The organism is uncultured Roseovarius sp. (assembly GCF_947259555.1).
Taxonomy (GTDB): Bacteria; Pseudomonadota; Alphaproteobacteria; order Rhodobacterales; family Rhodobacteraceae; genus Roseovarius.
On record NZ_CAMYMD010000025.1, the window covers coordinates 39,513 to 62,767 of the forward strand.

At 61.0% G+C, this 23,255-nt stretch carries 21 protein-coding genes; 15 read left to right on the forward strand and 6 right to left on the reverse strand.

Annotation, left to right across the window (positions count from 1 at the left end):
• The first annotated feature begins 150 nt into the window (after positions 1-150).
• The 6 genes from Q0X85_RS03780 to Q0X85_RS03805 all read left to right on the forward strand — a co-directional run bounded on the left by Q0X85_RS03780 (position 151) and on the right by Q0X85_RS03805 (position 5,372).
• Complete coding sequence (locus Q0X85_RS03780; RefSeq protein WP_297769216.1) at positions 151-999, forward strand: TRAP transporter substrate-binding protein; 849 nt, start codon at positions 151-153, stop codon at positions 997-999.
• A 60-nt stretch (positions 1,000-1,059) separates the two neighbouring features.
• Positions 1,060-1,620 carry a TRAP transporter small permease subunit gene (locus Q0X85_RS03785; protein WP_297769219.1) on the forward strand — a complete coding sequence of 187 codons (561 nt, stop codon included), beginning with the start codon at positions 1,060-1,062 and terminating at the stop codon, positions 1,618-1,620.
• Positions 1,610-2,914 carry a TRAP transporter large permease subunit gene (locus Q0X85_RS03790; RefSeq protein WP_297769221.1) on the forward strand — a complete coding sequence of 435 codons (1,305 nt, stop codon included), beginning with the start codon at positions 1,610-1,612 and terminating at the stop codon, positions 2,912-2,914. Before Q0X85_RS03785 ends, Q0X85_RS03790 begins: the two co-directional genes overlap by 11 nt.
• A gap of 56 nt (positions 2,915-2,970) precedes the next feature.
• Positions 2,971-3,411, forward strand: a complete 441-nt coding sequence (locus Q0X85_RS03795) for a winged helix DNA-binding protein (protein WP_297769223.1) — start codon at positions 2,971-2,973, stop codon at positions 3,409-3,411.
• Positions 3,408-4,331 (forward strand): hypothetical protein, encoded by a 924-nt coding sequence (locus tag Q0X85_RS03800; RefSeq protein ID WP_297769226.1) that lies wholly within the window; start codon positions 3,408-3,410, stop codon positions 4,329-4,331. Before Q0X85_RS03795 ends, Q0X85_RS03800 begins: the two co-directional genes overlap by 4 nt.
• Before the next feature lie 279 nt (positions 4,332-4,610).
• Positions 4,611-5,372, forward strand: coding sequence for a hypothetical protein (locus Q0X85_RS03805; protein WP_297769229.1), 762 nt, complete (start codon positions 4,611-4,613; stop codon positions 5,370-5,372).
• Positions 5,373-5,480: 108 nt separating this feature from the next.
• On the opposite strand, the gene Q0X85_RS03810 is transcribed toward Q0X85_RS03805, so the two are convergent.
• The 4 genes from Q0X85_RS03810 to Q0X85_RS03825 all read right to left on the reverse strand — a co-directional run bounded on the left by Q0X85_RS03810 (position 5,481) and on the right by Q0X85_RS03825 (position 10,521).
• Positions 5,481-5,873: a DUF3307 domain-containing protein gene (locus Q0X85_RS03810; RefSeq protein ID WP_297769233.1), complete on the reverse strand. Its 393-nt coding sequence runs from the start codon at positions 5,871-5,873 to the stop codon at positions 5,481-5,483.
• Positions 5,874-6,005: 132 nt separating this feature from the next.
• Positions 6,006-7,784, reverse strand: a complete 1,779-nt coding sequence (locus Q0X85_RS03815; protein ID WP_297769235.1) for an adenylate/guanylate cyclase domain-containing protein — start codon at positions 7,782-7,784, stop codon at positions 6,006-6,008.
• 50 nt (positions 7,785-7,834) lie between these two features.
• The gene (locus Q0X85_RS03820; protein WP_297769238.1) at positions 7,835-9,313 is read right to left on the reverse strand and encodes an NAD(P)/FAD-dependent oxidoreductase; all 1,479 of its coding nucleotides are present in this window, start codon (positions 9,311-9,313) and stop codon (positions 7,835-7,837) included.
• A 248-nt stretch (positions 9,314-9,561) separates the two neighbouring features.
• Positions 9,562-10,521, reverse strand: a complete 960-nt coding sequence (locus Q0X85_RS03825; RefSeq protein ID WP_297769469.1) for a LysR family transcriptional regulator — start codon at positions 10,519-10,521, stop codon at positions 9,562-9,564.
• Positions 10,522-10,630: 109 nt separating this feature from the next.
• Here Q0X85_RS03825 and Q0X85_RS03830 point away from each other — a divergent pair, with 109 nt between their 5' ends.
• The 9 genes from Q0X85_RS03830 (at position 10,631) to Q0X85_RS03870 (ending at position 19,533) form a co-directional block, all read left to right on the forward strand.
• Positions 10,631-11,497 (forward strand): ABC transporter permease, encoded by an 867-nt coding sequence (locus Q0X85_RS03830; RefSeq protein ID WP_297769241.1) that lies wholly within the window; start codon positions 10,631-10,633, stop codon positions 11,495-11,497.
• On the forward strand, positions 11,497-12,282 hold the full coding sequence (locus tag Q0X85_RS03835) for an ABC transporter permease (RefSeq protein ID WP_297769244.1): 786 nt from the start codon (positions 11,497-11,499) through the stop codon (positions 12,280-12,282). The genes Q0X85_RS03830 and Q0X85_RS03835 overlap by 1 nt, the downstream gene beginning before the upstream one ends.
• A gap of 35 nt (positions 12,283-12,317) precedes the next feature.
• Positions 12,318-13,460, forward strand: coding sequence for an extracellular solute-binding protein (locus Q0X85_RS03840; protein WP_297769247.1), 1,143 nt, complete (start codon positions 12,318-12,320; stop codon positions 13,458-13,460).
• A 108-nt stretch (positions 13,461-13,568) separates the two neighbouring features.
• Positions 13,569-14,639, forward strand: coding sequence for an ABC transporter ATP-binding protein (locus tag Q0X85_RS03845; RefSeq protein WP_297769249.1), 1,071 nt, complete (start codon positions 13,569-13,571; stop codon positions 14,637-14,639).
• A gap of 4 nt (positions 14,640-14,643) precedes the next feature.
• Positions 14,644-15,996: an aspartate aminotransferase family protein gene (locus Q0X85_RS03850; protein ID WP_297769252.1), complete on the forward strand. Its 1,353-nt coding sequence runs from the start codon at positions 14,644-14,646 to the stop codon at positions 15,994-15,996.
• Positions 15,996-16,922, forward strand: a complete 927-nt coding sequence (locus tag Q0X85_RS03855; RefSeq protein WP_297769254.1) for a 3-keto-5-aminohexanoate cleavage protein — start codon at positions 15,996-15,998, stop codon at positions 16,920-16,922. The genes Q0X85_RS03850 and Q0X85_RS03855 overlap by 1 nt, the downstream gene beginning before the upstream one ends.
• Positions 16,923-16,946: 24 nt before the next feature.
• A complete protein-coding gene (locus tag Q0X85_RS03860) occupies positions 16,947-17,408 on the forward strand; it encodes a GNAT family N-acetyltransferase (RefSeq protein ID WP_297769256.1) in 462 nt (153 codons plus the stop codon).
• A complete protein-coding gene (locus Q0X85_RS03865; protein ID WP_297769259.1) occupies positions 17,405-18,433 on the forward strand; it encodes a histone deacetylase family protein in 1,029 nt (342 codons plus the stop codon). The genes Q0X85_RS03860 and Q0X85_RS03865 overlap by 4 nt, the downstream gene beginning before the upstream one ends.
• Positions 18,430-19,533, forward strand: a complete 1,104-nt coding sequence (locus Q0X85_RS03870) for an FAD-binding oxidoreductase (protein ID WP_297769262.1) — start codon at positions 18,430-18,432, stop codon at positions 19,531-19,533. Before Q0X85_RS03865 ends, Q0X85_RS03870 begins: the two co-directional genes overlap by 4 nt.
• Here Q0X85_RS03870 and Q0X85_RS03875 read toward each other — a convergent pair.
• Positions 19,517-20,203: a GntR family transcriptional regulator gene (locus Q0X85_RS03875; RefSeq protein WP_297769265.1), complete on the reverse strand. Its 687-nt coding sequence runs from the start codon at positions 20,201-20,203 to the stop codon at positions 19,517-19,519. The two genes, Q0X85_RS03870 and Q0X85_RS03875, sit on opposite strands and share 17 nt — an antisense overlap.
• Entirely contained in the window at positions 20,196-23,126 is a 2,931-nt protein-coding gene (locus Q0X85_RS03880) for an FAD-binding and (Fe-S)-binding domain-containing protein (RefSeq protein ID WP_297769268.1), read from the reverse strand. The genes Q0X85_RS03875 and Q0X85_RS03880 overlap by 8 nt, the downstream gene beginning before the upstream one ends.
• Positions 23,127-23,255 lie beyond the last annotated feature (129 nt).

Consider the following 23,255-nt stretch of genomic DNA (forward strand, 5'->3'; position numbering starts at 1 on the left):
ACTTGCTCAACCAGGGAGACGATCATGAAACACTTAATTACACTTGCGTTGTCGGGGACTTTCGCCTTTGGCATCGGCACGGCACAGGCGCAAACCACTTGGGATATGCCCACGCCTTACGGCGACTCGGTCTTTCACACTCAGAATATCATGCAGTTCGCCGATGACGTGGATAAAGCGACCGACGGTGACTTGACGATTACCGTCCATTCCGCCGGCTCGCTCTATGCACATCCGGAGATCCGTGATTCCGTACGCCGGGGCCTTGCCCCAATCGGCGAGATCCTTATGTCCCAGCTTGCCAATGAAGACGCCGTCTTCGGTGTCGACTCGGTTCCATTTCTGGCCGCGAGCTATGACGATGCCAAGAAACTTTGGGATGCCTCACGCGTCGAGATCAGCGCCAAATTGGCCGAGCAGGGGCTGACGTTGCTTTTTGCCGTGCCTTGGCCGGGCCAGAGCCTTTATCTGACGGAAGAAGTCACATCCATAGATCAGATGCAGGGAGTCAGTTTTAGGGCCTACAATACCGCGACAGAGCGCCTCGCTCAGTTGATGGGCGCAGTGCCGACCACGGTTGAAGCGGGTGACATTCCGACTGCCTTTTCCACATCGCGCGTCGAGGCGATGATCACCTCGCCCTCGACCGGTGTCTCATCTCAGGCATGGGATTTTGTGAGCCACTACATCGACACCCAGGCATGGCTACCCAAGAACATGGTTTTTGTGAACACGCGCGCTTTCGAGGCCCTGCCCGAAGATCAGCAGCAGGCGATTTTCGAAGCGTCGGCCACTGCCGAGGCGAGAGGTTGGCAAATGTCCATGGAAGAAACTGACGAGAAGATCGCGACTCTAAAGGAAAATGGCATGCAAGTGTCTGCACCATCCGCAGAGCTGGCCAGCCAGTTGCGCGAAATCGGCGCAACCATGACAAAAGAGTGGGAGGCCAGCGCCGGTGACGCGGGGCAAGCCATCCTGTCAGCCTATAACGCACGCTGACCGGTCTGGCGCGGGAGCAATCCTCCCGCGTCGCCATCTTCGTTCCAAGGGAGACCGCCAATGCTGCGCAGGCTGCTCGACCGCCTTTACGCTGCGGGGTTCATCCTGGCCGCATTGGCGCTCGTCATGATCGCGTTGCTTGTCTTGGTGCAGGTAATGGGCAGGGTGATTGACAAAACGATGCTGATATTTGGTCAAGAGCCCGTCGGCATCGCGATAACGTCGCTTTCGGAGTTTGGCGGATTTCTGTTTGTCGGATCGGTCTTTCTTGCGCTCGCGGGAACGTTGAAATCAGGCGGGCACGTGCGCGTGACGATCCTCGTGCACGCGGTGTCTCCGGCGCTGCGACGCTTGCTGGCCGTTATAATACTCCTGCTCGCGCTCTTCCTTTGCACGTTCGCCCTTTACAGCGCCGCAGTTCAGGCTTGGGACTCGTGGACTTTCAACGCCGTTTCTTTCGGCATGGCCAAGTTTCCTCTGTGGATACCTCAATGTGTCATGATGCTGGGTTTGGCTCTGCTTTGGGTCGCGCTCACGGATGAACTGATCACAGTGCTACGCGGACGAGATCCGGCATTTGCACAGGTGGAAGCCGATAAGGAGGCCCAAAATGGGCATTGAACTTCTTTCACTGATCCTCGTGGTCGTGCTGTTCGGTGTTCTGGCGCTTGGCCTCTGGGTTGGCTTCGCATTGATCGCAGTCGGCCTTGTGGCGATGCTGCTGGCAAGCACCGCACCGGTCGAGTTGGTCTTTGGCACCAAGGTCTGGGGCGCGCTGAACATATGGGATTTAACGGCGCTTCCGATGTTCATATGGATGGGCGAGATCCTTTTTCGCTCCCGGCTCTCGTCCGACATGTTTTCGGGCCTCGCGCCCTTGACCGGGCGTCTCCCCGGGAGACTCTTGCACGCCAATATCTTTGGCTGCGCGCTCTTCGCGGCCGTCTCGGGGTCTTCTGCGGCCACGACAGCCACCGTCGGGCGCATGTCGGTGCCGGAATTGACCAAGCGCGGCTACGACGCCCGGATGATAATCGGCACACTCGCAGGATCGGGTACGTTCGGTTTTCTCATTCCACCATCCATCATCCTGATCGTCTACGGTGCCGCGACCGAGCAAAGCATCGCCCGGCTTTTTCTGGCCGGGATCGGGCCGGGACTGCTCCTGGCGGTGCTCTTTTCCGGCTACACGATGATCTGGGCTCTTTGGCATAGAGATAGGATGCCCGCGAGGGAACCGCAGACAACATGGAGCGACAAGTTACGTGCCATGGTCCTTCTGGGGCCGACAATTCTACTGATTATCGCTGTTATAGGCTCTATTTATGCCGGACTCGCCTCACCCACCGAGGCTGCTGTCGTCGGTGTTCTCGGCGCGCTCATTCTGTCGGGGCTCGGCGGATCATTGAACCGAGAAAGCACTTGGGGCGCTCTGAGGGGGGCCACGATCACAACTTGCATGATCTCTTTCATTCTCGCCGGAGCGGCCTTTTTGACTGTAGCCATGGGCTATACCGGCATCCCTCGCGCGCTAGCGGCCTGGATCGGAGAACAAGGGTATTCAGCCAACTTGCTCTTGGCTGCTCTTGTCGTGTTCTTCATCGTGCTGGGCATGTTTCTTGATGGAATTTCCATCGTCGTACTCACCACGTCTGTTATCCTACCAATGGTACTTTCCGCGGGAATAGATCCGATCTGGTTCGGCATCTTCCTCGTTCTGGTTGTTGAGATGAGCCAGATCACGCCACCCGTGGGATTTAACCTGTTCGTGCTTCAATCCATCACCGGGCGCAACATTTTCGAGATCGCGCGATATGCGTTTCCCTTTTTCCTGCTCCTTGTGCTGGCCACTGCCATTCTGACCCTGTTTCCGGAGATTGCCCTATGGATCCCTCAAACAATGCTGGCGCGTTAGGGCCTGTCGTCTCGTCGGCGCATCTTGCCAATTCGGGCCTTCCTGAATTGTCAGAGATGGAATTTGCCCTGACCATGGCGAACAATGCCTTTCAACGCTGGATGGTGCGCTGCATGACGGCGGCTGGCATGCCGTCGCTTACCCCTCTGGAGGTGCTCATCGTGCATCTCGTCCACCACCGGGAACGCCCCAAGAGCCTCGCCGATATTTGCCTTGTCCTGAATGTAGAGGATACGCATCTTGTCAATTATGCCGTGCGGAAACTGGAAAAACAGGGACTTGTGCAATCTGGCCGGAATGGCAAGGAAAAGACCGTTTCCATTACCGGGGCCGGGCAGGACTACTGCTCACAATACGGACGGGTGCGAGAGGCGCTGCTTGTGCGAGCCGTGTCTCAAATGGGGGTCGACAAGGCGGAAATTTCAAGATTGGCGGCGCTCTTGCGCGCGCTGTCCGGGGTCTACGACCAGGCCGCCAGAGGGGCGGCCGCGATTTGATAGCCCTTCTGCATGGGCTTGCACGGCAGGGGCGGCTTGTTCTGGTGATTGGTCTGATCGTCGGTATACTTGCCCCCGGCCTTGCAGAGTCGATGGCACCGCTGATCTTTCCCATGATTGTCTTTCTCCTGTTTCTGAGTGTGCTGCGCGTGGATGTCCTAAGCGCGTTCGGGGACTGGCGCGATGTGCCCGGCGCCGTGGGCATATCCGCGGCAATGCAGATCGGACTACCTCTCACGGCGATTGCCGTGCTCTGGGGCATTGGGGCGTTGGATTCCATACTCGGAATTGGCGTGGTTCTGGTGCTGGCCGCTGCCCCACTGACCGGTAGCCCGGGCCTTACGATTCTTGCGGGCGGTGACCCTGCCCCGGCCTTGCGCCAACTTATTACAGGCACAGCGATCCTACCCTTGACCGTCTTGCCGGTTTTCTGGCTGATGCCCGTATTCGGCGCACCCGAAGTTGTTGCAGGCGCCGCCGCACGCCTGCTGGGCGTGATAGGACTGGCGGGCGGCATAGGAGTTTGGGTAAGGCGATCCGCAGGTTTTCTGCAAACCACGCGCGGCGGAAAGGCTGTCGACGGTGTCATCACCTTGGTGATGGCTGTTGTCGTGGTGGGCTTGATGTCCTCAGTAGGGCCTGCCCTGATTGCGATGGAGCAGGATATCTGGGCAACTCTTGCGGTCGTCTGCGGTTTGAATTTTGGAGCACAAGCAGCCGCGCTTTTCATCCTGCGTCGGGGCAAATTCACATCAGAAGCACCAGCACTTGCGATCATCGCCGGCAATCGAAATCTCGCTCTGTTTCTGGGTGCGCTGCCAGCGGATACAGGGGCCGCGCTACTTCTCTTCATCGGCTGCTATCAGGTGCCGATGTATCTGACACCAATGATTATGGGTCCTCTCGTCCGCAGGCTTTAGGGCGTGTCGTCATTTAGAATGCGCTGCGTCCAAGAAGCAAAATAATGCCAGTTTGGAACCAAGCGGAAAAATCTCTTCTTACGTGTTAATTTGAATTGTATTCTACCATTAGATGTAGTTCTTTTACCTCATAACGTGCGGCGATGTCTGTGCCGCAATGACATGACACGCATGTGTCCAAGGGTAACGCGTACCCCGTAAATGTGAGTGATCTCAGTCTTTAGCCATTCGAGGGTGTTTTCGACATGTCGTCAGTTCAGCCGACCGAAAGAGAGAGCTTTGACAAATACAGCCTACGAAGCACTGATGCAGAATCCTGCTTATCCAGCCGAGGAGCGCACGCAGCCCAAACCACCCGGACAGGCGATGACCGTGGTGTTGATGAGCATGGTCGCAATGCTCGGTGTTGCCGTTGGCGCAATGGCGATGGGAACCTCGTTTTGGTGGGCAATTCTATTTGGATATGGAGCACAGATGATCTTTATCGTGCTCATGATCGGAGGATTTATGGCCTTGCATAAACTCAGACAGACTGGAAATCCCCGTAACGCGGTAGAAATCGACGCGCTGAATTATACATCGTCTCAAACTGATCCAGCGGTTTGGCTATCCTTTCAGCCAAGAGCAAATGTGGATCGTATCAAAGACAGGATCGCTGTCAGCGCGGCGAATGACAGGAACAGCAAGAAATGCTGCCAGTGGCTCTCGGAACACGATTGCGAAGTTCACCTATGCTCGGATCATGATAGCCTGTTGGCAGACCTTCTCGCGGCACCCGACAGATGGTCTGCACTTATTGTCGATGCGGATCACATAGGGGGCGCAAGGTCTGTCTCGCAGGAAATAGAATATCTGCGGAGCGAGTTGAGAGATGTTCCAATAATCATTCTCGGCAATCGTCAGGAAAAGGACGAACTGAGCGATCTTGCGTCAGCAAGCAAGAGTGTTGTTCTCGCCAAACCGTTCTTTCGCAAGACACTCTTCGCCGCGTTACACCGCGTGACGTCGTTTCAGGTTTCATTCGCATCCGTACGTCATTGACGACAAGCTGCTTACTCGGAGCGCAGGGCAGACTCGCGTCATCCTGTCTTGATCTGCAAGTATCGCCTGGGTTCCACCGGCGCGGCGAGACCCAAATACATGCGGATTTCAGTCGGTTTGCAAGGCGCTTGCCACAAGCGCAAAGAACCCGAGATACGTCATCTGGTGCAGGGCTTGATCCAGACCCAGATAGCGCCAGAACCGGGGGTCGGTCTCGTCAATACCCTGCAAACGGACAATGCGGGCTTTGCCCCAGTCGATATGATAATGCAGCACCAACTCCGCAGCCCCCAAGGTCAGGCACTGCCAGACAGACAAGCCTGCCCAAAGAAAGATCGGCACACTAAGCGCGCTATGAAGCGCTGCATGTATCAGCCCAGAGGGATGCCCGTAGCGGCCCTTGTTCATGACCATCCAGCCAGTCTGGAAACGGAAATCGGCGAGGTAGTGCTTGATTTGGAACAACGCCAGAAAAAAGGCCCACTCGAAAATGCCCGTCATCAAAAATCTCCTCGGACGGCACGGAAAACTGAAATCTGCGTTCGTACTTTGAGGCCAATGTCAAAAAAGTGACAGACTGCGACTGTCACAGCAAGCTATCCGATCAGTATATCACATTCCCAACGAATTGCATCATCGTCTTGGCAGACCCATTTCAACAAGCGGTTCCAGATCATCCTTTATACCCGCGACAAGAGCAGGCCATTTTGGGAAATGAAAACCGTATTTGATGATCTCCAAAGAGAAACCCGGCCGCACCAACAGCGCCTGATCGAGGGATCGACGAGCGGCTGCGGTATCTCCGGCACGCAATGAAACGACGGCCATGGCAGAATGTACAAACGCCTCTGCCCCGGGATGGCGGGCAGCGGATTCGAGATACTGGCGGGTATTCTCGCCGAGATGCATATCGCGCATCCAGATCGCCACCGCGAGCATCCAGTAAAAAGACCAAAGCATCGGATCTTGCGGACTGAGGCGGATCGCCTCCAGCCCGGCTGCCTCCATTTCGTAGGTATCCGGGTCTTTTTGAAACAGGTTGATGAAGGTCTGAGCATTGTAAACGAGCGCGTCATTGTGATTGAGCGCGCGGGCACGCGCCAGAGCATCGCGCGCATCGCTTTCACGTCCTTGCAAAGTGAGCAACTGTGCCAGCGTGATGTGGCCCAATTCAAGCCGGTCATCCAACTCGATCGCACGGTCGGCATGATACATGCCCGCAACGACGTCTTCACGAGGATTTCGGCTACGGCCCGAATAGATGCGTACGGCGTGCACGCGGCCAAGAAGCGCGTGTGGCAACGCATAGCTCGGGTCCGCCTCGGCCGCCGCCTTGAAAAGTGCGGTCGCAGTGCGCACCCCGCCGGTTGTGCGCATGTCGATCTCGGTCAAACCGCGCTGGCACATCTCCCATGCCGACAGACTCTCTGTTGGTTTGGCGCGGGACATCGCGCGCTCGTGAGCACCAATTTCGGGGGTCAAGCCAGTTACAATGCAACGCGTGATATCGTCTTGAAGCGCAAAAAGGTCGGACATGTCACGATCGTAGCGGTCTGACCAGATCTGATGCCCGGTTTCAGCCTCGATCAACTGAGCAGTGACTCTCAGGCGTGAACCAGCACGTCTAACAGCACCCTGAACCACATAGCGCACCCGCATGTCCTGCGCGATCTGACGCATGTCCTGTGGACGTTCCTTGTAAGCAAAAGAAGACCCGCGGGCGATAACAAAGAGGGACCGAAAGCGCGACAGTTCGTTGATGAGATCTTCGGCGATTCCGTCGGCGAGAAATCCATCTTCGACAGCTGGAGAAAGGTTGTCAAATGGCAAGACGATCACGGACGGTCGGTCGGCGCTCTGGGTTACGGTGCTCCGGCTCGCGGCCTCGACACCCGTGGAGACCTGCCAGACCTCGACAGGTGCGGGAATGTTGCGCACATACTGCATGCCCTGTCCGATGATGGTCATGGTTGCATCGTTCGCCATCATGTCTCGTACGGTACGGGAAATGCAGATACCGCCCGGCGCCGACAATGTCTCTAGCCGGGCAGCGATATTCACCACATCCCCCAGCACATCCGTACCGTCGATCAAGACGCTGCCGTGGTTGATTCCAACCCGCAAGCGGATCCGCCGATCCTCCGGTACAGCATCTTCATGCGCCGCGATGGCGCGTTGTGCATAGAGCGATGCCCGAATGGCCGCGGCAGGGTCTGGAAACTCCACCAGAAGCCCGTCACCCATGGATTTTACGATCCGGCCTCCATTTTCAGCTATGGCAGGGTCTATTATGCCCTGTCGGAGCTCATGAAGGCGCGCGAAAACCGTTTCTTCATCCAAAGTAACCAGCCGCGAGAATCCCACCACGTCTGCGGCGGCGATGGTTGTCGCCCTGCGTTCCAGCGTCTTCATCCCTGTTCCCTCTGTCGGAGTACCGTGCCCTTACTCCGCGCCGGTACTTTCTAAGGCATGCGGGTAATCTTTGTCACCTGCGCATTTTTTTGGATACTTAGTGTCGGTGCCATTTGTGTCCAGATGTCGAGCCAGCCTTTTGACAGTACTGTGACCGCAGGCTTGTCACTGAAAATCAGGCCAAGCGTCAGCGGCAGCGAAATCCAGATCATGCCATAATAGGCAGGGATCTGCCTTAGAGGTCCATAGCCCTGCACGGAATAAGCGTATTCCAGCATACCCGTCAGGATCAGCAAGTCATTCTTTTCAAGAAAATCATAAAAGCTGTCGTATTTCAGGAGTTCCGTTGGTGCGGTCATCGGCATCGGCATGGTCAACCCGCGATACAGCAACAGCAGCAAATCATATTCCGCCAATTTCACCAGAATCTCGCCCTTGACCTTTTCCGCGTCGAAGCCGTCAAGCCAGTTCTGAGGGTCGGCAAAGGGTTTATTGGCTTCGTAATAGCCTTTGAGCAGAGTGAACTCATCATAATCCATCAGCGTCGCGGGGGCCGGGACACCCGGAAACTGGCCGGTCGTCACCATGGCGCGGATCGTGTGCCCTGCCGGGTCCTGATGATCCGCTTTCACGTACATGCCTTCGCGGATATTATCGGTCATGAACCCGCATTCGGCAAAATGCGCCGCCATGTGATTATATGCGGGCGACAAATAGCAGGTGCCCAATTCACAAGCAGTCGCCGCACCGTCATTCGACGGCGCGGGGCTGTCATAGGTAACCGTGTGGGTCTTGCCGCCGAACCTGTCAGTGGACTCAAGAATTTCCACGTTGGTGAATCCCTGCTGTTGAAGACGGTGCGCGAACATCATACCCGAGGGCCCCGCACCCAGCACGATGATCGGCGCGCTCTTGTCTTCGGGCAGGGACCAGCCGAGCTTTTCCTGGTGATCGAGCAGCATCCCGCCATATTGCCAGCATTGCAGGACAGACTCGAAGCAGGTTGAGCCATGCACGAACAGCGTATTGTTCTTTCCTTGCAGATCAAGATAACTCCACGGGCCGCCTGAAAGAAGCCCGGCATTGTCGAAATGGTCGAAATAGGGTGTACGCAGATCGACCGGGGCCCCGCGGGCATCTGAAACGATCTCGTAGTCCGGATAGGGCCACCAATCGAGCGTCGGCAGAGTATCCCTCAGATTCTGAATGAATTCCGCCTCGGTCATCGGGGGATCGGCGGGCCCTTGCAACTGGTAGACGGTCACAAGGTTTTCAGTCATGGCGTTGGCGGTTTCAAGCGAGAACTGCTTTGCCGTCTCATTGCGATACCCGCTGACTTGGCCAGACATTTCGCCGATTTCGGTCGGGGCCAGAATGATCCCGTATTGCGGCGCGGGACTGGGCACCTTTACCCGCACCAACGTCGTGTGAAAGGTGAAATTGGTCAGTTTACCAAACACATCCAACTCTGCCGGCGTATAATCGCAGACACCTATCAGGTTGCGCGGTTCGCAAGCGATGACCAACAAATCGCAAGTCTTGCTTACAGGTGCGGCCCCTTCAATAGAAACGGTGATCGAGACGGGCGAGGACGTCGAAGTCTGGGATTGCAAAACAAATCTCCTTGAATGTCTGAATTTTAAAACACCCATCCAATGGGCTGGTGAAAGAGTACCTCAACTTGACCTTGGATAGAATTGACAAATGCAACCGCAACGCAATCCTTGAACGTGGGCGGGTTGGAAGAGTAACTCTCCCGCGCACCACCATCAAACACTCAGCGATAGGTTCGCTCCTCAATCGGCGTGGCCTCGATCCGCGCACGCAGGCGGTCAACCAACCACTGCTCTGCCCGGTTCAGCACCGCGCGCGGGTTCCACACCACATGCACATCCACCGCCGCCGTCTGATCGAAAGGAGGTAATTGCCACAGGAGGTTGTCGCGCACGTCGCGTTCGGCCACGTGCAGCGGCAAGGGTCCGATGCCAAGGCCCGCGATGATCATGCGCCGCACCTCCTCCAGATGGCTCGATGTGGCGATGATCTGATCGCCGAGTTCCGCCTGCGCGCGCATCAGCGTCACCGGTTTGAGCGCGTCCTGCAAGCGATCGGTCTCGAAACTGACGGCGCTTTGGCCCGCCAGATCGGCGCGCGTCAGGTCGCGGCGGCCAAACAGGGGATGCGGCGGGCCGCAAAACAGGCCGAAGAATTCGCGGTAAAGCCGCAGATATTCCAGCTTGGGATTGCGCTGATGCACGAGGCAGATGGCGAAAGAGGCCGAGCGCGCCGAGACCGTTTCGATCGCCTGCGCCGAGGAATGCACCTCGATCGAGAGGGTCGCGCGCGGGTTCTCGGCGTGGAACTCCGCCAGCACCTGATCAAAAAGCGGGCAGATGACATGGCTTGCCAGGGATACCCGCACATGCCCTGTCACCTCGTCGGTCATGTTGCGCATGAGGGTGGAGAGCCGCAGGATCGAGCCTTGGATATCGAGCGCCTCGCGATAGAGCACCTCACCCGCCTCGGTCAGCTCGAACCGCCCCGGCGAGCGGTGAATGAGGCGCTTTCCCACCCTATCTTCCAGCCTTTTCAAAGCGGTAGAAACCGAAGGCTGGGTCAGGCGCAGCCGGTTTGCGGCATCTGTGACCGACCGTGATTGCGCGAGGACGACGAAGGTGCGCAAGAGATTCCAATCCATCTCGCGCATGATCCGTTCGGGGCTGTCGCGGCTTTCCATAGATTTCATCTATTGTCACAATTCCTCTTATCTATTTGATTAATGATGGACCGCTTTGCACCCTCTGGGCAAGCCCGCATTGAACGGGACGCGCATGAAAGGGAGACGCATGTCGGTCGAAGCCCGCGAGGCAAGACAGCCGTGGATACTGCTTTCACCCGCCCTCGCGGCGGTGCTCTTCCTGCTGATCATCCCGCTGATGTTCATCGTGGTCTATTCGTTCTGGCTGCGCTCGGCGATGGGCGCGGATCAGGTGGGATTCTACCTCGACAACTGGCAAAAGGCGCTGAGCGACCGGTTTTATCGCGACATCCTGCTGAATACGCTGAAGATCGCGGCGATCACCACGCTGATCTGCGGGCTGATGGGCTATCCGGCGGCCTATTTCATTGCCCGGTCCAAGGGCAACAAGATGATCCTGCTGCTGCTTTTGATGCTGCCGTTCTGGATCAGCTACATCATCCGCACGATGAGCTGGATCAACATCCTCGGCACGTCGGGGGCGCTCAATACCCTGCTGATGACGCTCGGGATCATCAGCGATCCGATGCAGATGCTCTATAACGAGGCGACGGTGATCCTCGGCCTCGTGCATTTCCTGCTGCCGTTCATGGTGCTGAATGTCTATGTCAGCCTCGAGGGGATCGACACCAATCTCGAAGACGCCGCCACCTCGCTCGGGGCGACCCGGTGGGAGGCGTTTACCCAAGTGACCCTGCCGCTGTCGCTGCCGGGTCTGGCGGCGGGCGGATTGCTGTGCTTCGTGCTGGGCGCGGGCACCTATATCACCCCGGTGATCCTTGGCGGGCCGACCGATGCGATGTTCGCCAATCTGGTGTTCGAGGCGATCATCACGCAACTCAACTGGCCGCTCGGCTCGGCGCTGTCGCTGCTGCTGCTGGCGGTCCTCGGCGTGCTGGTGGCGATCTACAACCGCTATCTCGGCATGGCGCAACTTGCCAAGGGGCTGGGCTGATGGGCTGGCAGGCGATCCGCATCTGGACCGTGCTGGTCTATGGCTTCATGTTCCTGCCGGTGGCGGTGGTGGTGCTCTTGTCGTTCAACGCCAATCAGTTCGGCAGTTTCCCGATGACCGGCATGTCGCTGCGCTGGTTCGAGGAATTGTGGAACAACGACGCGGTGATGCGCGCCTTTCGCACCTCGATCGTGCTGGGGCTGATGACGGCGGTGATCTCGACCACGCTGGGCATTCTCGCGAGCCTTGCGCTGGTGCGCTACAAGATCCCCGGGCGCAACACGATCACAACGCTGCTGATCGCACCCATTCTGGTGCCCGAGGTGGTGCTGGCGGTGGCGCTTTTGCTGTTTCTCAACTGGCTTGGCCTTGGCAAGAGTTTCGCCTTGCTGCTGGCGGGACACGTCATCTTTACCCTGCCTTTCGTGATCCTCGTGGTGCAGGCGCGGCTGGTGTCGATCAAGCGCGACGTCGAAGAGGCGGCCCTCAGCCTCGGGGCCTCGCCGGTGCAGACGTTTTTCTCGGTCACGCTGCCGCTGATGCTTCCGGCGGTGGCTGCCGGCGCGCTCTTTGCCTTCACCATCAGTTTCGACGACATCACCGGCACGCTCTTCTGGAAGCCGGGTGGGGTGGAGACCGTGCCGACGCAGATCTTCTCGATGCTGCGCAATTCGATCAGCCCGGAAATCAACGCGCTTGGCACGGTGATGATCGTGATGACCGTGGGCCTGCCGCTACTAGGTGCGGCGGTGGCCCGCAAACTCGCCATGAAAAGCGGCACTTAAGAACCGCATTAACCCTCAACAAGGAGATATGAAAAATGGACAATACCAAACGTTATGAACGCCTGCTGGAGCGCTATCGCAATGGCGATCTGGACCGGCGCAATTTTCTGGGGCTGATCGGGGCGGCGGGCCTCGCCTACGGCGTGCAGACGCCCTTTGCCAAGTTCGCCCATGCGCAGGACGTGCAACAGGTCCGCTTCGACGGCTGGGGCGGTGTCGTGTCCGAGGCGTTCCGCGAGCATGCCTTTGAGCCTTACACCAAGGAGACCGGCATCGAGGTTGTGGACGGCACCTTTGCGGGCAGCGACGAATATCTCGCGCAGGTCCGCTCCAGCCAGGAGGGCGAATACAACATCGCGCATCTGTCGGGCGTGTTCGATTACGCCCGCTACGTCAATTTCGGCCTGACGGTGGAACTCAACCTCGACAACATCCCCAACATGTCGCTGGTGATGGATGCGCTGACCAGCGCGTTTCGGGGTGTGACGCCGGATTACCTGTCGGCTGTGCCTTATGATTACGGCACCACGGGTCTGGCCTATAACCGCAAGTATATTTCGGACGAGGAGATGAAGGAGAAAGGCGCCAGCATCCTGATCGACGAGGCCTACAAGGGCAAGATCGGTGGTTGGGGCGAATGGCGCACACGGATCTGGTACGGCGCGCTGCAGACGGGCCAAGACCCCAACAACATTCAGGATATGGAGGCCGTCTGGGACGCGATCCGCAGTCATCGCGATCTGGCGCTGAAATACTGGTCGTCAGGCGCGGAACTGATGAGCCTTCTGGCCGAGGAAGAAATCTACGTGACCGAAGGCTGGTCGGGCCGCATCGCGGCGCTGCAGCAGCAGGGCCACGATATCGGCTATTACGACGCGCCCGGCAGCTTTGCCTGGCAGGAATGCCTGCACGTGCTCAAGGGCAGCCCGGTCGAGGCCTGCGAGGAACTCCTGAACTTCATGCTGGCCCCGGAGACCTCCATCGCCGTGGCCGAAGGGCAGAACTATCCGCCCGCGCTCGACGGGACCAAGGTCGATTTGGGTGACAAGATCCCGACGCTGCCGGCCTATGATCCGACCGGCACGCTCGACTCGCTCACCTTCGCCGATCCCAACTACTGGAACGGCAATGAGGCAGAGTGGTCCGAGACCTTCAGCCGCGTGCAGCGCGGCTACTGAGCGATCCGGCTCGCAAAGAGTGCCAAGGCCGTTGAAACGGCCTTGGTCACGCAATTTCGAAATTGCGTGCCCGCCGCCCCGCGCGGCCTCGCAACATAGGAGACCGCGATGAGCGCCGTCACCCTGCAAGACATCGTCAAGCGTTTCGGCAGCTTCACCGCCGTGCATCGCACCACGCTGGAGATCCCCGAAGGCGCGTTTGTCACGCTGCTCGGCCCTTCGGGCTGTGGCAAGACCACCAACCTGCGGATGATCGCCGGGCTTCTCGACCCGAGCGAGGGCGAGATCCTGATCGGAGGCAAACGCGTCAATGACGTGCCCATTCACAAGCGCAACCTTGGCCTAGTCTTTCAGAACTACGCGCTTTTTCCGCATAAAACCGTGGCCGAGAACGTGGCCTTCGGCCTGAAATACCGCGACGTGCCAAAATCCGAGATCCCGGCCAAGGTGCAGGACGCGCTGGAGCTGGTGCAACTGCCCAATGTCGGCGACCGCTATCCCAAGGAACTGTCGGGCGGCCAGCAACAGCGCATCGCGCTGGCCCGTGCCATCGTGATCGAGCCGGATGTGCTGCTTCTGGACGAGCCGCTCTCGGCGCTCGATGCCAACCTGCGCGAGGATATGCGCGTGGAGTTGAAGCGCATTCAGGAGCGCATCGGCGTGACGACCGTTTTCGTCACGCACGATCAATCCGAGGCGTTGGCCATGTCCGATCTGATCGTCGTGATGTCCGAAGGACGCGTGGAGCAGGTGGGCAAGCCCGAAGAGGTCTACAACACGCCTGCCTCGGAATTCGTCGCCAACTTCCTCGGGGCGTCCAACATCACCGAGGCGCAATGTATCGAGCATGGCGCGAGCGTGGTGGTCGAGGATGCGACCTTTGGCAAGGTCACCGTGCCCGCCGCCAAGGCACCTAACCTGACCGGCACGGGCAAGGCCAAGCTGGTGGTGCGTGCCGAAAAGCTCTTGCTTGCGAGGGATGCCGCCCCCGAGGGCGTGATCTCGGTGCCCGCCACCGTGGAGACCGTGGATTATCAGGGGCAGGCGGTGCGTTATTTCGTGCGTGTGGGCGAGGCGCAGCTGCAAGCCATCAACATGATCGACGAGCGCCCCTTTGCCGCGGGCGACGCGGTCAATCTGCATCTGCGTCCGCAGGATTGCGCGGCGCTTCCGGGATAAGAGAATGAACGTGAAACCCTCTCACCTTTTCTATCAGGGACGCGAGCGCAAGCCGGTGCTCGATCAGGCGCGCGGCGTCTACATGTGGGATGTGGATGGCAAGCGCTATCTGGACGGATCAAGCGGCGCGATGGTCTGCAATATCGGCCATTCCAACGAGAATGTGCTTGAGGCGATGCGCCGTCAGATGGAGAAATCCACTTTTGGGTATCGCCTGCATTTCGAGACCGAGGCATCCGAGAAACTCGCCGCCAAGACCGCCGCCTTGTGCCCCGCGGGCCTCAACCGGGTGTTCTTCGTCTCGGGCGGGTCCGAGGCGGTGGAATCGGCGCTGAAGCTGGCGCGGCAATACGCGCTCGCGACCGGCGAGGGCAGCCGGTGGAAGATCATCAGCCGCGCGCCCTCCTATCACGGCTGCACGCTCGGCGCGCTCGCCATCACGTCTTATGCGCCGCTGACCGATCCCTTCGCGCCGATGATGCAAGCGATGCCCAAGGTGCCTGCCCCGCGCGCCTATCTCGACGGGCTTGACCCAGAGGACGAGGCGACAGGCCACCATTACGCCGACATGCTGGAGGCGAAGATACTGGAGGAAGGCCCCGAGAGCGTGCTGGCCTTCGTGGTCGAGCCGATCGGCGGCGCCTCGACCGGCGCGCTGGTGCCGCCCAAGGGTTATATGGAGCGGGTGCAGGAGATTTGCCGCCGATATGGCGTGCTGCTGATCCTCGACGAGGTCATGACCGGCGCGGGGCGCACGGGCAGGTTCCTCGCGTCCGAGCATTGGGGGCTGACGCCGGATATCGCTGTCATGTCCAAGGGCTTCGCCGCCGGTTACGTGCCGCTTGGCGCGATGGTGGCGCATGAGCGGCTGGTCGAGGCGGTGCTGGATGCGGGCGGGTTCCTGCATGGCTACACCTATGCCGGCAACCCGCTGGCCTGCGCCGCCGGTCTGGCCGTGATCGACGAGATCGAGCGGCAGGATCTGGTGGGCAACGCCGCGCGGATGGGCCTGAAACTCAAGGACCGGCTGGAGGGCCTGATGCAGCGCTATGCCATCGTCGGCGACGTCCGCGGCAAGGGGCTGCTGACGGCGTTCGAGTTCATGGCCGACCGGGGCAGCAAGGCCCCGCTGCCGAAGCACCTGAATGCCTTCAACCGCTTCGTGCAGATCGCCTATGACAAGGGGTTGATCGTCTACTCGCGCCGCACCCGCGACGGGGTGGAGGGCGATCATATCATCATTGCCCCCCCGATGATCGTCACGGAAACGCATCTCGACGAGATCACCGAGATGCTGGATGCCTCTTTGGCAGAGTTCACCGAGGAAATCCGCCCCGCGCTGGGCCGGGCGGTGTAATGCGCGAGATCATCATCACCTGCGCGCTCACCGGCTCGATCCACACGCCCTCGATGTCGCCGCACCTGCCGGTGACCGCCGACGAGATCGCAAAGGCGGGCGTCGAGGCGGCAGAGGCGGGCGCGTCGATCCTGCACCTGCACGCGCGCGATCCCGAAACCGGCCGCCCTTCTGCCGATCCCGACCATTTCCGCGCCTTCCTGCCGCGCCTCAAACAGGGCTGCGACGCGGTGCTCAACCTCTCCACGGGCGGCAGCGCGGTGATGAGCCTCGATGAGCGTCTGGCCGCCCCCAAGGAGGCCGCCCCGGAAATGGCCTCGCTCAACATGGGCACGATGAATTTCGCGCTCTACCCGATGGCCGAGCGGATCACCGACTGGCAGCATGACTGGGAAAAGCCGTTTCTCGAAGGCTCCGATGATCTGGTGTTCAAGAACACCCCGCGCGACATTGCCCGTATCCTCACCGAGTTGGGGCAGGAGCGCGGCGCGCGGTTCGAATTTGAATGCTACGATCTGGGCCATCTCTACATGCTGCGCCATTTTGCCGACAGGGGCCTGATCGAGGCGCCGTTCTTCATTCAATTCGTATTTGGCGTGCTCGGCGGCATGGGGCCGGACCCGGAAAACCTGAGCCACATGGTGCGCATCGCCGACAAGCTCTTCGGTGCGGATTATATGTTCTCGGTGCTGGCTGCGGGCCGCCACCAGATGCCGATGGCGGCGCAGGCGGCGGCGATGGGCGGGCATGTGCGCGTGGGGCTGGAGGACAGCCTGACGATTGCGCGCGGCACGCTCGCGCGGTCCAATGCCGAGCAGGTGGAGAAAGTGCGCGGCATTGTCGAGGCCATGGGGCGCGAGGTGGTGGATGCCGACGGTGCGCGCCGTCTGCTGCGCCTCAAGGGCGCGGACCGGACGGCGATCTGAACCATGGTGACGGAGTTTCGCGCGGTGAGAACGGAGGCGGATCTGGTCCTGCTGGATCGTGCCTTGCGCGCGCTCAGCGATGATCTGGGCGATACGCACCGGGCAGGGCTCGACGCCTTGCGCAAGGGGCTGATGGGCGATACGCCAGCGGCCTACGGGCTTCTGGCGGTAGAGCGGGACGTGATCGGCGCGGCGCTCTACAGCCCGTTGTTTTCCACTGCGCAGGGGGCGGCGGGGGTCTATGTCTCTGACCTCTGGGTCGATGCGGCGACCCGGGGGCAGGGGGCCGGGCGGCACCTGCTGGTCGAGGTGGCGCATCGGGCCGGGGCGCAATGGGGCGCGGCATGGATGACGCTGGCAGTTTACGGTCACAGCACCGCCTCGCGCCGGTTCTATGAACGTCTCGGCTTTGCGCCGCAGGACCGCGTGACACAGATGCGCCTGCCACAGGCAGGATTTCACAGACTGAAGGGAGAGGGCAGATGAAGGCCATTTTCGACGACCGCCAGTGGCAGCACGACCCGCAGCATTTCATGGCCAACGGCGTCATCCAGCCCAGCCCCGAACAGCCCGAGCGCATCGCCCGTCTGACCGATGGCGCGCGCAAGGCGGGCTGCGAATTGACTGCACCGAAGGATGCCGGTCTTGGCCCCATCGCGGCGCTCCATTCGCCAGAGTATGTGACCTTCCTGCGCAACATCCACACCCGCTGGCAGCGCATCGACGGCGGCGGGCCGGAGGTGATCCCCAACATCCACCCCGCCACGCGCGGCGACAATTACCCGAAATCCGCCGTGGGGCAGGCAGGCTATCATCAGGCCGATACCGCCTGTCCCATCGGCGCAGGCACGTGGGAGGCCGCCTATTGGTCGGCGCAGAGCGCCGTCACCGGGGCCGATCTGCTGGAGCAGGGCGAACGCGCCGCCTACGCCCTCTGCCGCCCGCCGGGGCACCATGCCTTCGGCGATCTGGCGGGGGGATTCTGTTTTCTCAATAACGCATCCATCGCCGCCGAACGACTGCGTATGGCCGGGCGGCGCACCGCCATCCTCGACGTGGACGTGCATCACGGCAATGGCACGCAGGGCATTTTCTACGACTGCGATGATGTGCTGACCGTCTCGATCCATGCCGATCCCGAACGCTTCTACCCGTTCTTCTGGGGCCATGCGTCCGAACGCGGCGAGGGGCGTGGCATGGGCTACAACCTCAACCTGCCGCTGCCGCGCAAGACCGGTGATGACGACTACCTGCGCACGCTCGACCGCGCGCTGGAGCGGATCGTGAATTTCGGGGCCGATGCGGTGGTCGTCGCCCTCGGCCTCGACGCCTACGAGGGCGATCCGTTCCAGGGCCTCGCCATCACCACGCCGGGGTTCGGGCGCATCGGTGCGGCCATTGCGGGCCTCGGGTTGCCCACGCTGTTCGTGCAGGAGGGCGGCTATCTCTGCGAGGAGTTGGGCCAGAACCTCACCGCCACGCTGACCGGCTTCGAGGGGGCGCAGGTATGACCGATATCATCGTCATCGGCGGCGGCATCGCAGGGGTCAGTGCCGCGGCGGAATGCGCCCGCGCGGGGGCCGACGTGACCGTGCTGGAGAGCGAGCCGCAGATAGGCTATCACGCGACGGGGCGCTCAGCGGCGATCTTTATCCGCAATTACGGCAACGCGACGCTGCGCGCGCTCAACGCCTTGGCCGAGCCGATCTTCGAGCAGCCCGGCGAGATCAGCGACAAACCGATCCTCAGCCCCCGGGGCGAGCTTATGGTCGCCTCCGAGGAAGAATTGCCGGTGCTCGACGCCTATCTTGACGGCGCGGTCGGGGTGGAGCGGCTGACCGGACAGGAGGCCGCCGAGATCGTCCCCATCCTGCGCCCCGAGCGCATCGCGGGCGCGATGATCGAGCGCGACGCGCGCGGTATCGACGTGGATCTGCTGTTGCAAGGCTACGCAAGGATGCTGCGCGCACGGGCTGGGTGCATTGTCACCGGCGCTCCGGTGCAGGCGCTGCACCATGAATCCGGGCAATGGCACGTGGAAACGGCACAGGGCAGCTTTGCTGCGCCAACAATCGTCAATGCCGCCGGGGCATGGGCCGATGAAATCGCCGCCATGGCCGGTCTGCCGCGCCTCGGGCTGCAACCCTATCGCCGCTCCGCTGCGATCATTCCTGCCCCAGAAGGCCATGACACCGAGCATTGGCCGATCTTCGGCTCCATAGCCGAGACCTGGTACGCCAAGCCCGAGGCGGGCAAGCTGATGGTCTCGCCCGCCGACGAGGACCCGGTCGATCCCCACGACGCCTGGCCCGAGGATATGGTGCTGGCCGAGGGCCTCTACCGGTTCGAGCAGGCGGTGACGCATGAGGTCACCCGGCTGGAGCATAGCTGGGCAGGTTTGCGCACCTTCGCGCCCGACCGCACGCCGGTCGCAGGGTTCGATCCGCGCGCGCAAGGGTTCTTTTGGCTGGCCGGTCAGGGTGGCTACGGTGTGCAGACTGCACCGGCGCTGTCGACAGTGACGGCCGCGTTGATCAAGGGCGAGGTGCCGCAATTGCATCCATCAGTTTTGGCAGCACTATCACCCGAACGTTTCAGCCCTTCGCCCTGATTGAGGCGAACTTGCGCAGAAGGTGGTCTTTCATCAACCGGCCCGTGCGGTCTGAATCCCGGGCGCGCAGGGCATCCAGAATAGCCTCGTGTTCCTCGACCGCCGCGCACCAGCGTTCAGGCGTCAGATTAGCCTGATACCGCGCGCGCTGAACGCGGAAGGCCAGCAATTCATGCGAGCGCAGCAATGTCTCGTTACCTGCCGCGGCAAGAATGGCTCTATGTATAGCTTGATTGATCCGAAAATAGGTCGGGCGATCCGCCTCTTCATACGTGCGGCGCAGCGCGTGCGTCATCTCCGCGATTTCGTCAAGCGTGTCATCACCCGCGGACTCAGCGGCCAGCTCCCCCGCCAATCCCTCAAGGGCCGCGAGGACGCAAAACACTTCGGCCAGTTCAGCCTCGCTCTGGCGGGTGATCACGGCACCGCGATGCGGGATGAGATCGAGCAGCCCCTCGGCGGCCAGCACCTTGAGCGCCTCTCGCAGAGGCGTGCGGGACACGCCGAATTGCTCGGTCAGTGCCTTCTCGTTGATCTTCTCACCGGGCTGCAACTGGCCTTCGAGGATCATCTGCCGCAGGCGGTTGGTGATCTCGACAGCCAGCGCTGTGCGGCCGATGGGATCGGGTTTAAGGGCGGTCATCGGGGCCTCTTGGCGTTGGTCATCCATTGCTGCGGCCTTCCCTTACAGCATTTTCCGACGCCCTGTCGAAGATTTCCGCGATATGCAGCGCGCGGCGGTCGGTGCCGTCGGCGATTTGGTGGCGGCAGGAGGTGCCGTTGGCGATCAGAAGATCGTCGGACGCGGCGGCGTGTACGGCGGGCAGCAGAGACAATTCGCCCATTTTCAGCGAGACCTCGATGGTTTCCGCCTGATAGCCGAACACCCCCGCCATGCCGCAGCAACTGCTCTCGATGGTTTGCGGGTCGAGCCCGGGGATCAATGCGAGGGCCTGGCCCATATCGCCCATCACGCCCGCCGCTTTCTGATGGCAATGGCCGTGAACGTGAGCAGTCTGGCCCAAACGGCCAAGGGACAGCTTGAGCTTTCCGGCGCGAGATTGGCGGGCGATGAATTCTTCGAAGAGATAGGCGTTTTCCGACAACAGGCGCGCATCCTCGCCGGGCAGGAGTGTCAGAAACTCGTCGCGCAGGGTCAGCAGGCACGACGGCTCCAGCCCCACCACAGGCACGCCCGCGCGGATATGCGGCAGGAGCGCATCGAGAGTGCGCCGCGCCTCGGCGCGGGCCTTGTCGATCATCCCCGCCGCCAGATAGGTGCGGCCACAGCAGAGCGGGCGACCGGGGGCATTTGCGGTGATCACCTCGTATCCCGCACGCGACAGCACGCGCAGAGCAGCGCGGGGAATGTCCGGCTCCATCCAGCGGTTGAACGTGTCAGCGAAGAGAATAACCTTGCCTGCCTTTGTCGCGGCACGGGCGCGCTTTACCTCCGAATCGCGGAAATAATCCCCGCGAAACATCGGCAGGGACCGCCCACGTGCCAGTCCGGTGACCCGCTCACCTATGCTGGCGAGAAACGGCACCCGGTTGCGCAGGGCGATGAGACCGCGCAGCGCCACGGCAATCCGCGCATAGCGCGGCATTTCGGCGATCAGGCGCGCCCGCAGACCGAACCCCAGTTTCTGGCCGCGCTGATAGAGCACCTCGGTTTTCATCCTGGCCATGTCCACGCCGGTGGGGCATTCGCGCTTGCAGGCCTTGCAGCCCACGCAAAGCTTCATCGTCTCGGCCATCTCGTTCGAGAACAGCGCGTCCTTGCCGAGGCGGCCCGAGAGCGCGAGGCGCAGCGTGTTGGCACGGCCCCGCGTCACGTCGCGCTCATCGCGTGTCACACGGTAGCTGGGGCACATCGCGCCGCCCGCCAGCTTGCGGCAGGCACCGTTATTATTGCACATCTCGACCGCGCCCTGAAATCCGCCGCCCTTGCCGGGCCAGGCAGACCAGTCATGCCCGGTCTTGAGATCGGCGAAATCATAGCCCGGCGGATAGCGCATCAGGCTGCGGTCATCCATCTTCGGCGCATGCACGATTTTGCCGGGGTTGAGGCGGGTGTCGGGATCGAAGGCAGCCTTGACCTCCTCGAAGGCGCGCAGGATGCGGGGGCCGAACATCGCGCCATGAAATTCCGAGCGCACGATTCCATCGCCATGCTCGCCGGAATGCGAGCCCTTGTACTCGCGCACCATCTCGAACGCGGCTTCGGCGATCTCGCGCATCTTGCGCACGTCCTGCTCCAGTTTGAGGTTGAGCACCGGGCGCACATGCAGGCAGCCTTCGGAGGCGTGGGCATACCATGTGCCAGTGGTGCCGTGCTGGTGGAACACCTCGGTCAGCCGGTCGGTGTAATCAGCCAGATGGTCGAGCGGCACGGCGCAATCCTCGACGAAGGACACCGGCTTGCCCTCGTCCTTCATCGACATCATGATGTTGAGCCCCGCTTTGCGTAACTCGCCGATCTCGGCGGCAAGGGCCATGTCCCAGACCTCGACGACGCCGCCCTCGTGGCTGCCGCCCTTACCGAAACCATAGCCAAGATCTGACAAGGTATCGAAGAGGCGGGCCATGTTCTCTTCGTTCTCGGGCGGGCTGTCGGCGAATTCCACCAGCAGCATCGCCGCCGGGTCGCCCCTCACGAATTGCTCCAGCGTCTTTGCATAGAGCGGGATCGCGCGGGCGAGGTCAATCATGGTGCTGTCCACCAGTTCGACCGAGGTCGGGCCAAGGGCGACCAGTGATTTCGCGGCCTCCATCGCGGCGCGGAAGGTGGGGAAGTGGCATACCCCAAGAACGCGGGTCTTGGAGGGTAGCGGCGACAGCTTGATCTCTATGGCGGTGGAGGTGGCGAGCGTGCCCTCGGATCCGATCAGCAGATGGGCGAGGTTGATGGGCGTGTCGCCGGGCACAAGCGCATCGATATTGTAGCCGCCGACGCGGCGCTGCACCTGCGGGAAGCGGGCGGCGATCTCATTGGCCTCGCGCGCGCCCAGATCGAGCATCTGGCGCAGCAACGATTCGGGCACACGATTGCCCGATCCGGGGCCGAAATCGAATGGGATGCCATCGGCAAGAAACCCCTCGATTCGGGCGACATTGTCCCGCGTCGTGCCATAGCGCAGCGAGCGCGAGCCGCAGGAATTGTTGCCGACCATGCCGCCGATGGTGGCGCGCGAGGCGGTGGAGACATCGACAGGAAACCACAATCCGTGCGGTTTCAGAGCGCGGTTGAGATCATCCAGAACAATCCCCGGTTCGACCACCGCGCGCCGCCCTTCTACATCCAGCTCCAGGATACGGTTGAGGTGTTTGGAGCAATCCACGATAAGCCCGGAATTCACCGTCTGCCCGCATTGCGAGGTGCCGCCGCCGCGCATTGTGAGCGGGATTTCGGCGGTACGCGCGGCCTCAATGGCGACGGCGATATCCTCTGGTGCACGCGGTACGATCACGCCTGCGGGCATGATCTGATAGATCGAGGCATCGGTCGCATAACGCCCGCGCGAAAACGCATCGAAGCGGGTTTCTCCCCGCACCTCGCGGCTGAGGCGGTCTTTAATGGCGCTGTCCAGCATGGTCCCCCGATCCGGTGGTGGTTTGAGATAATGTCTTGACAGAATATTGAATTCAGAATTCAATTCAACAAAATTCACCTGCATCCGAGTCTTCGCTACTCGGCCCCTCACGGGCGCAGGTGCCGTCAT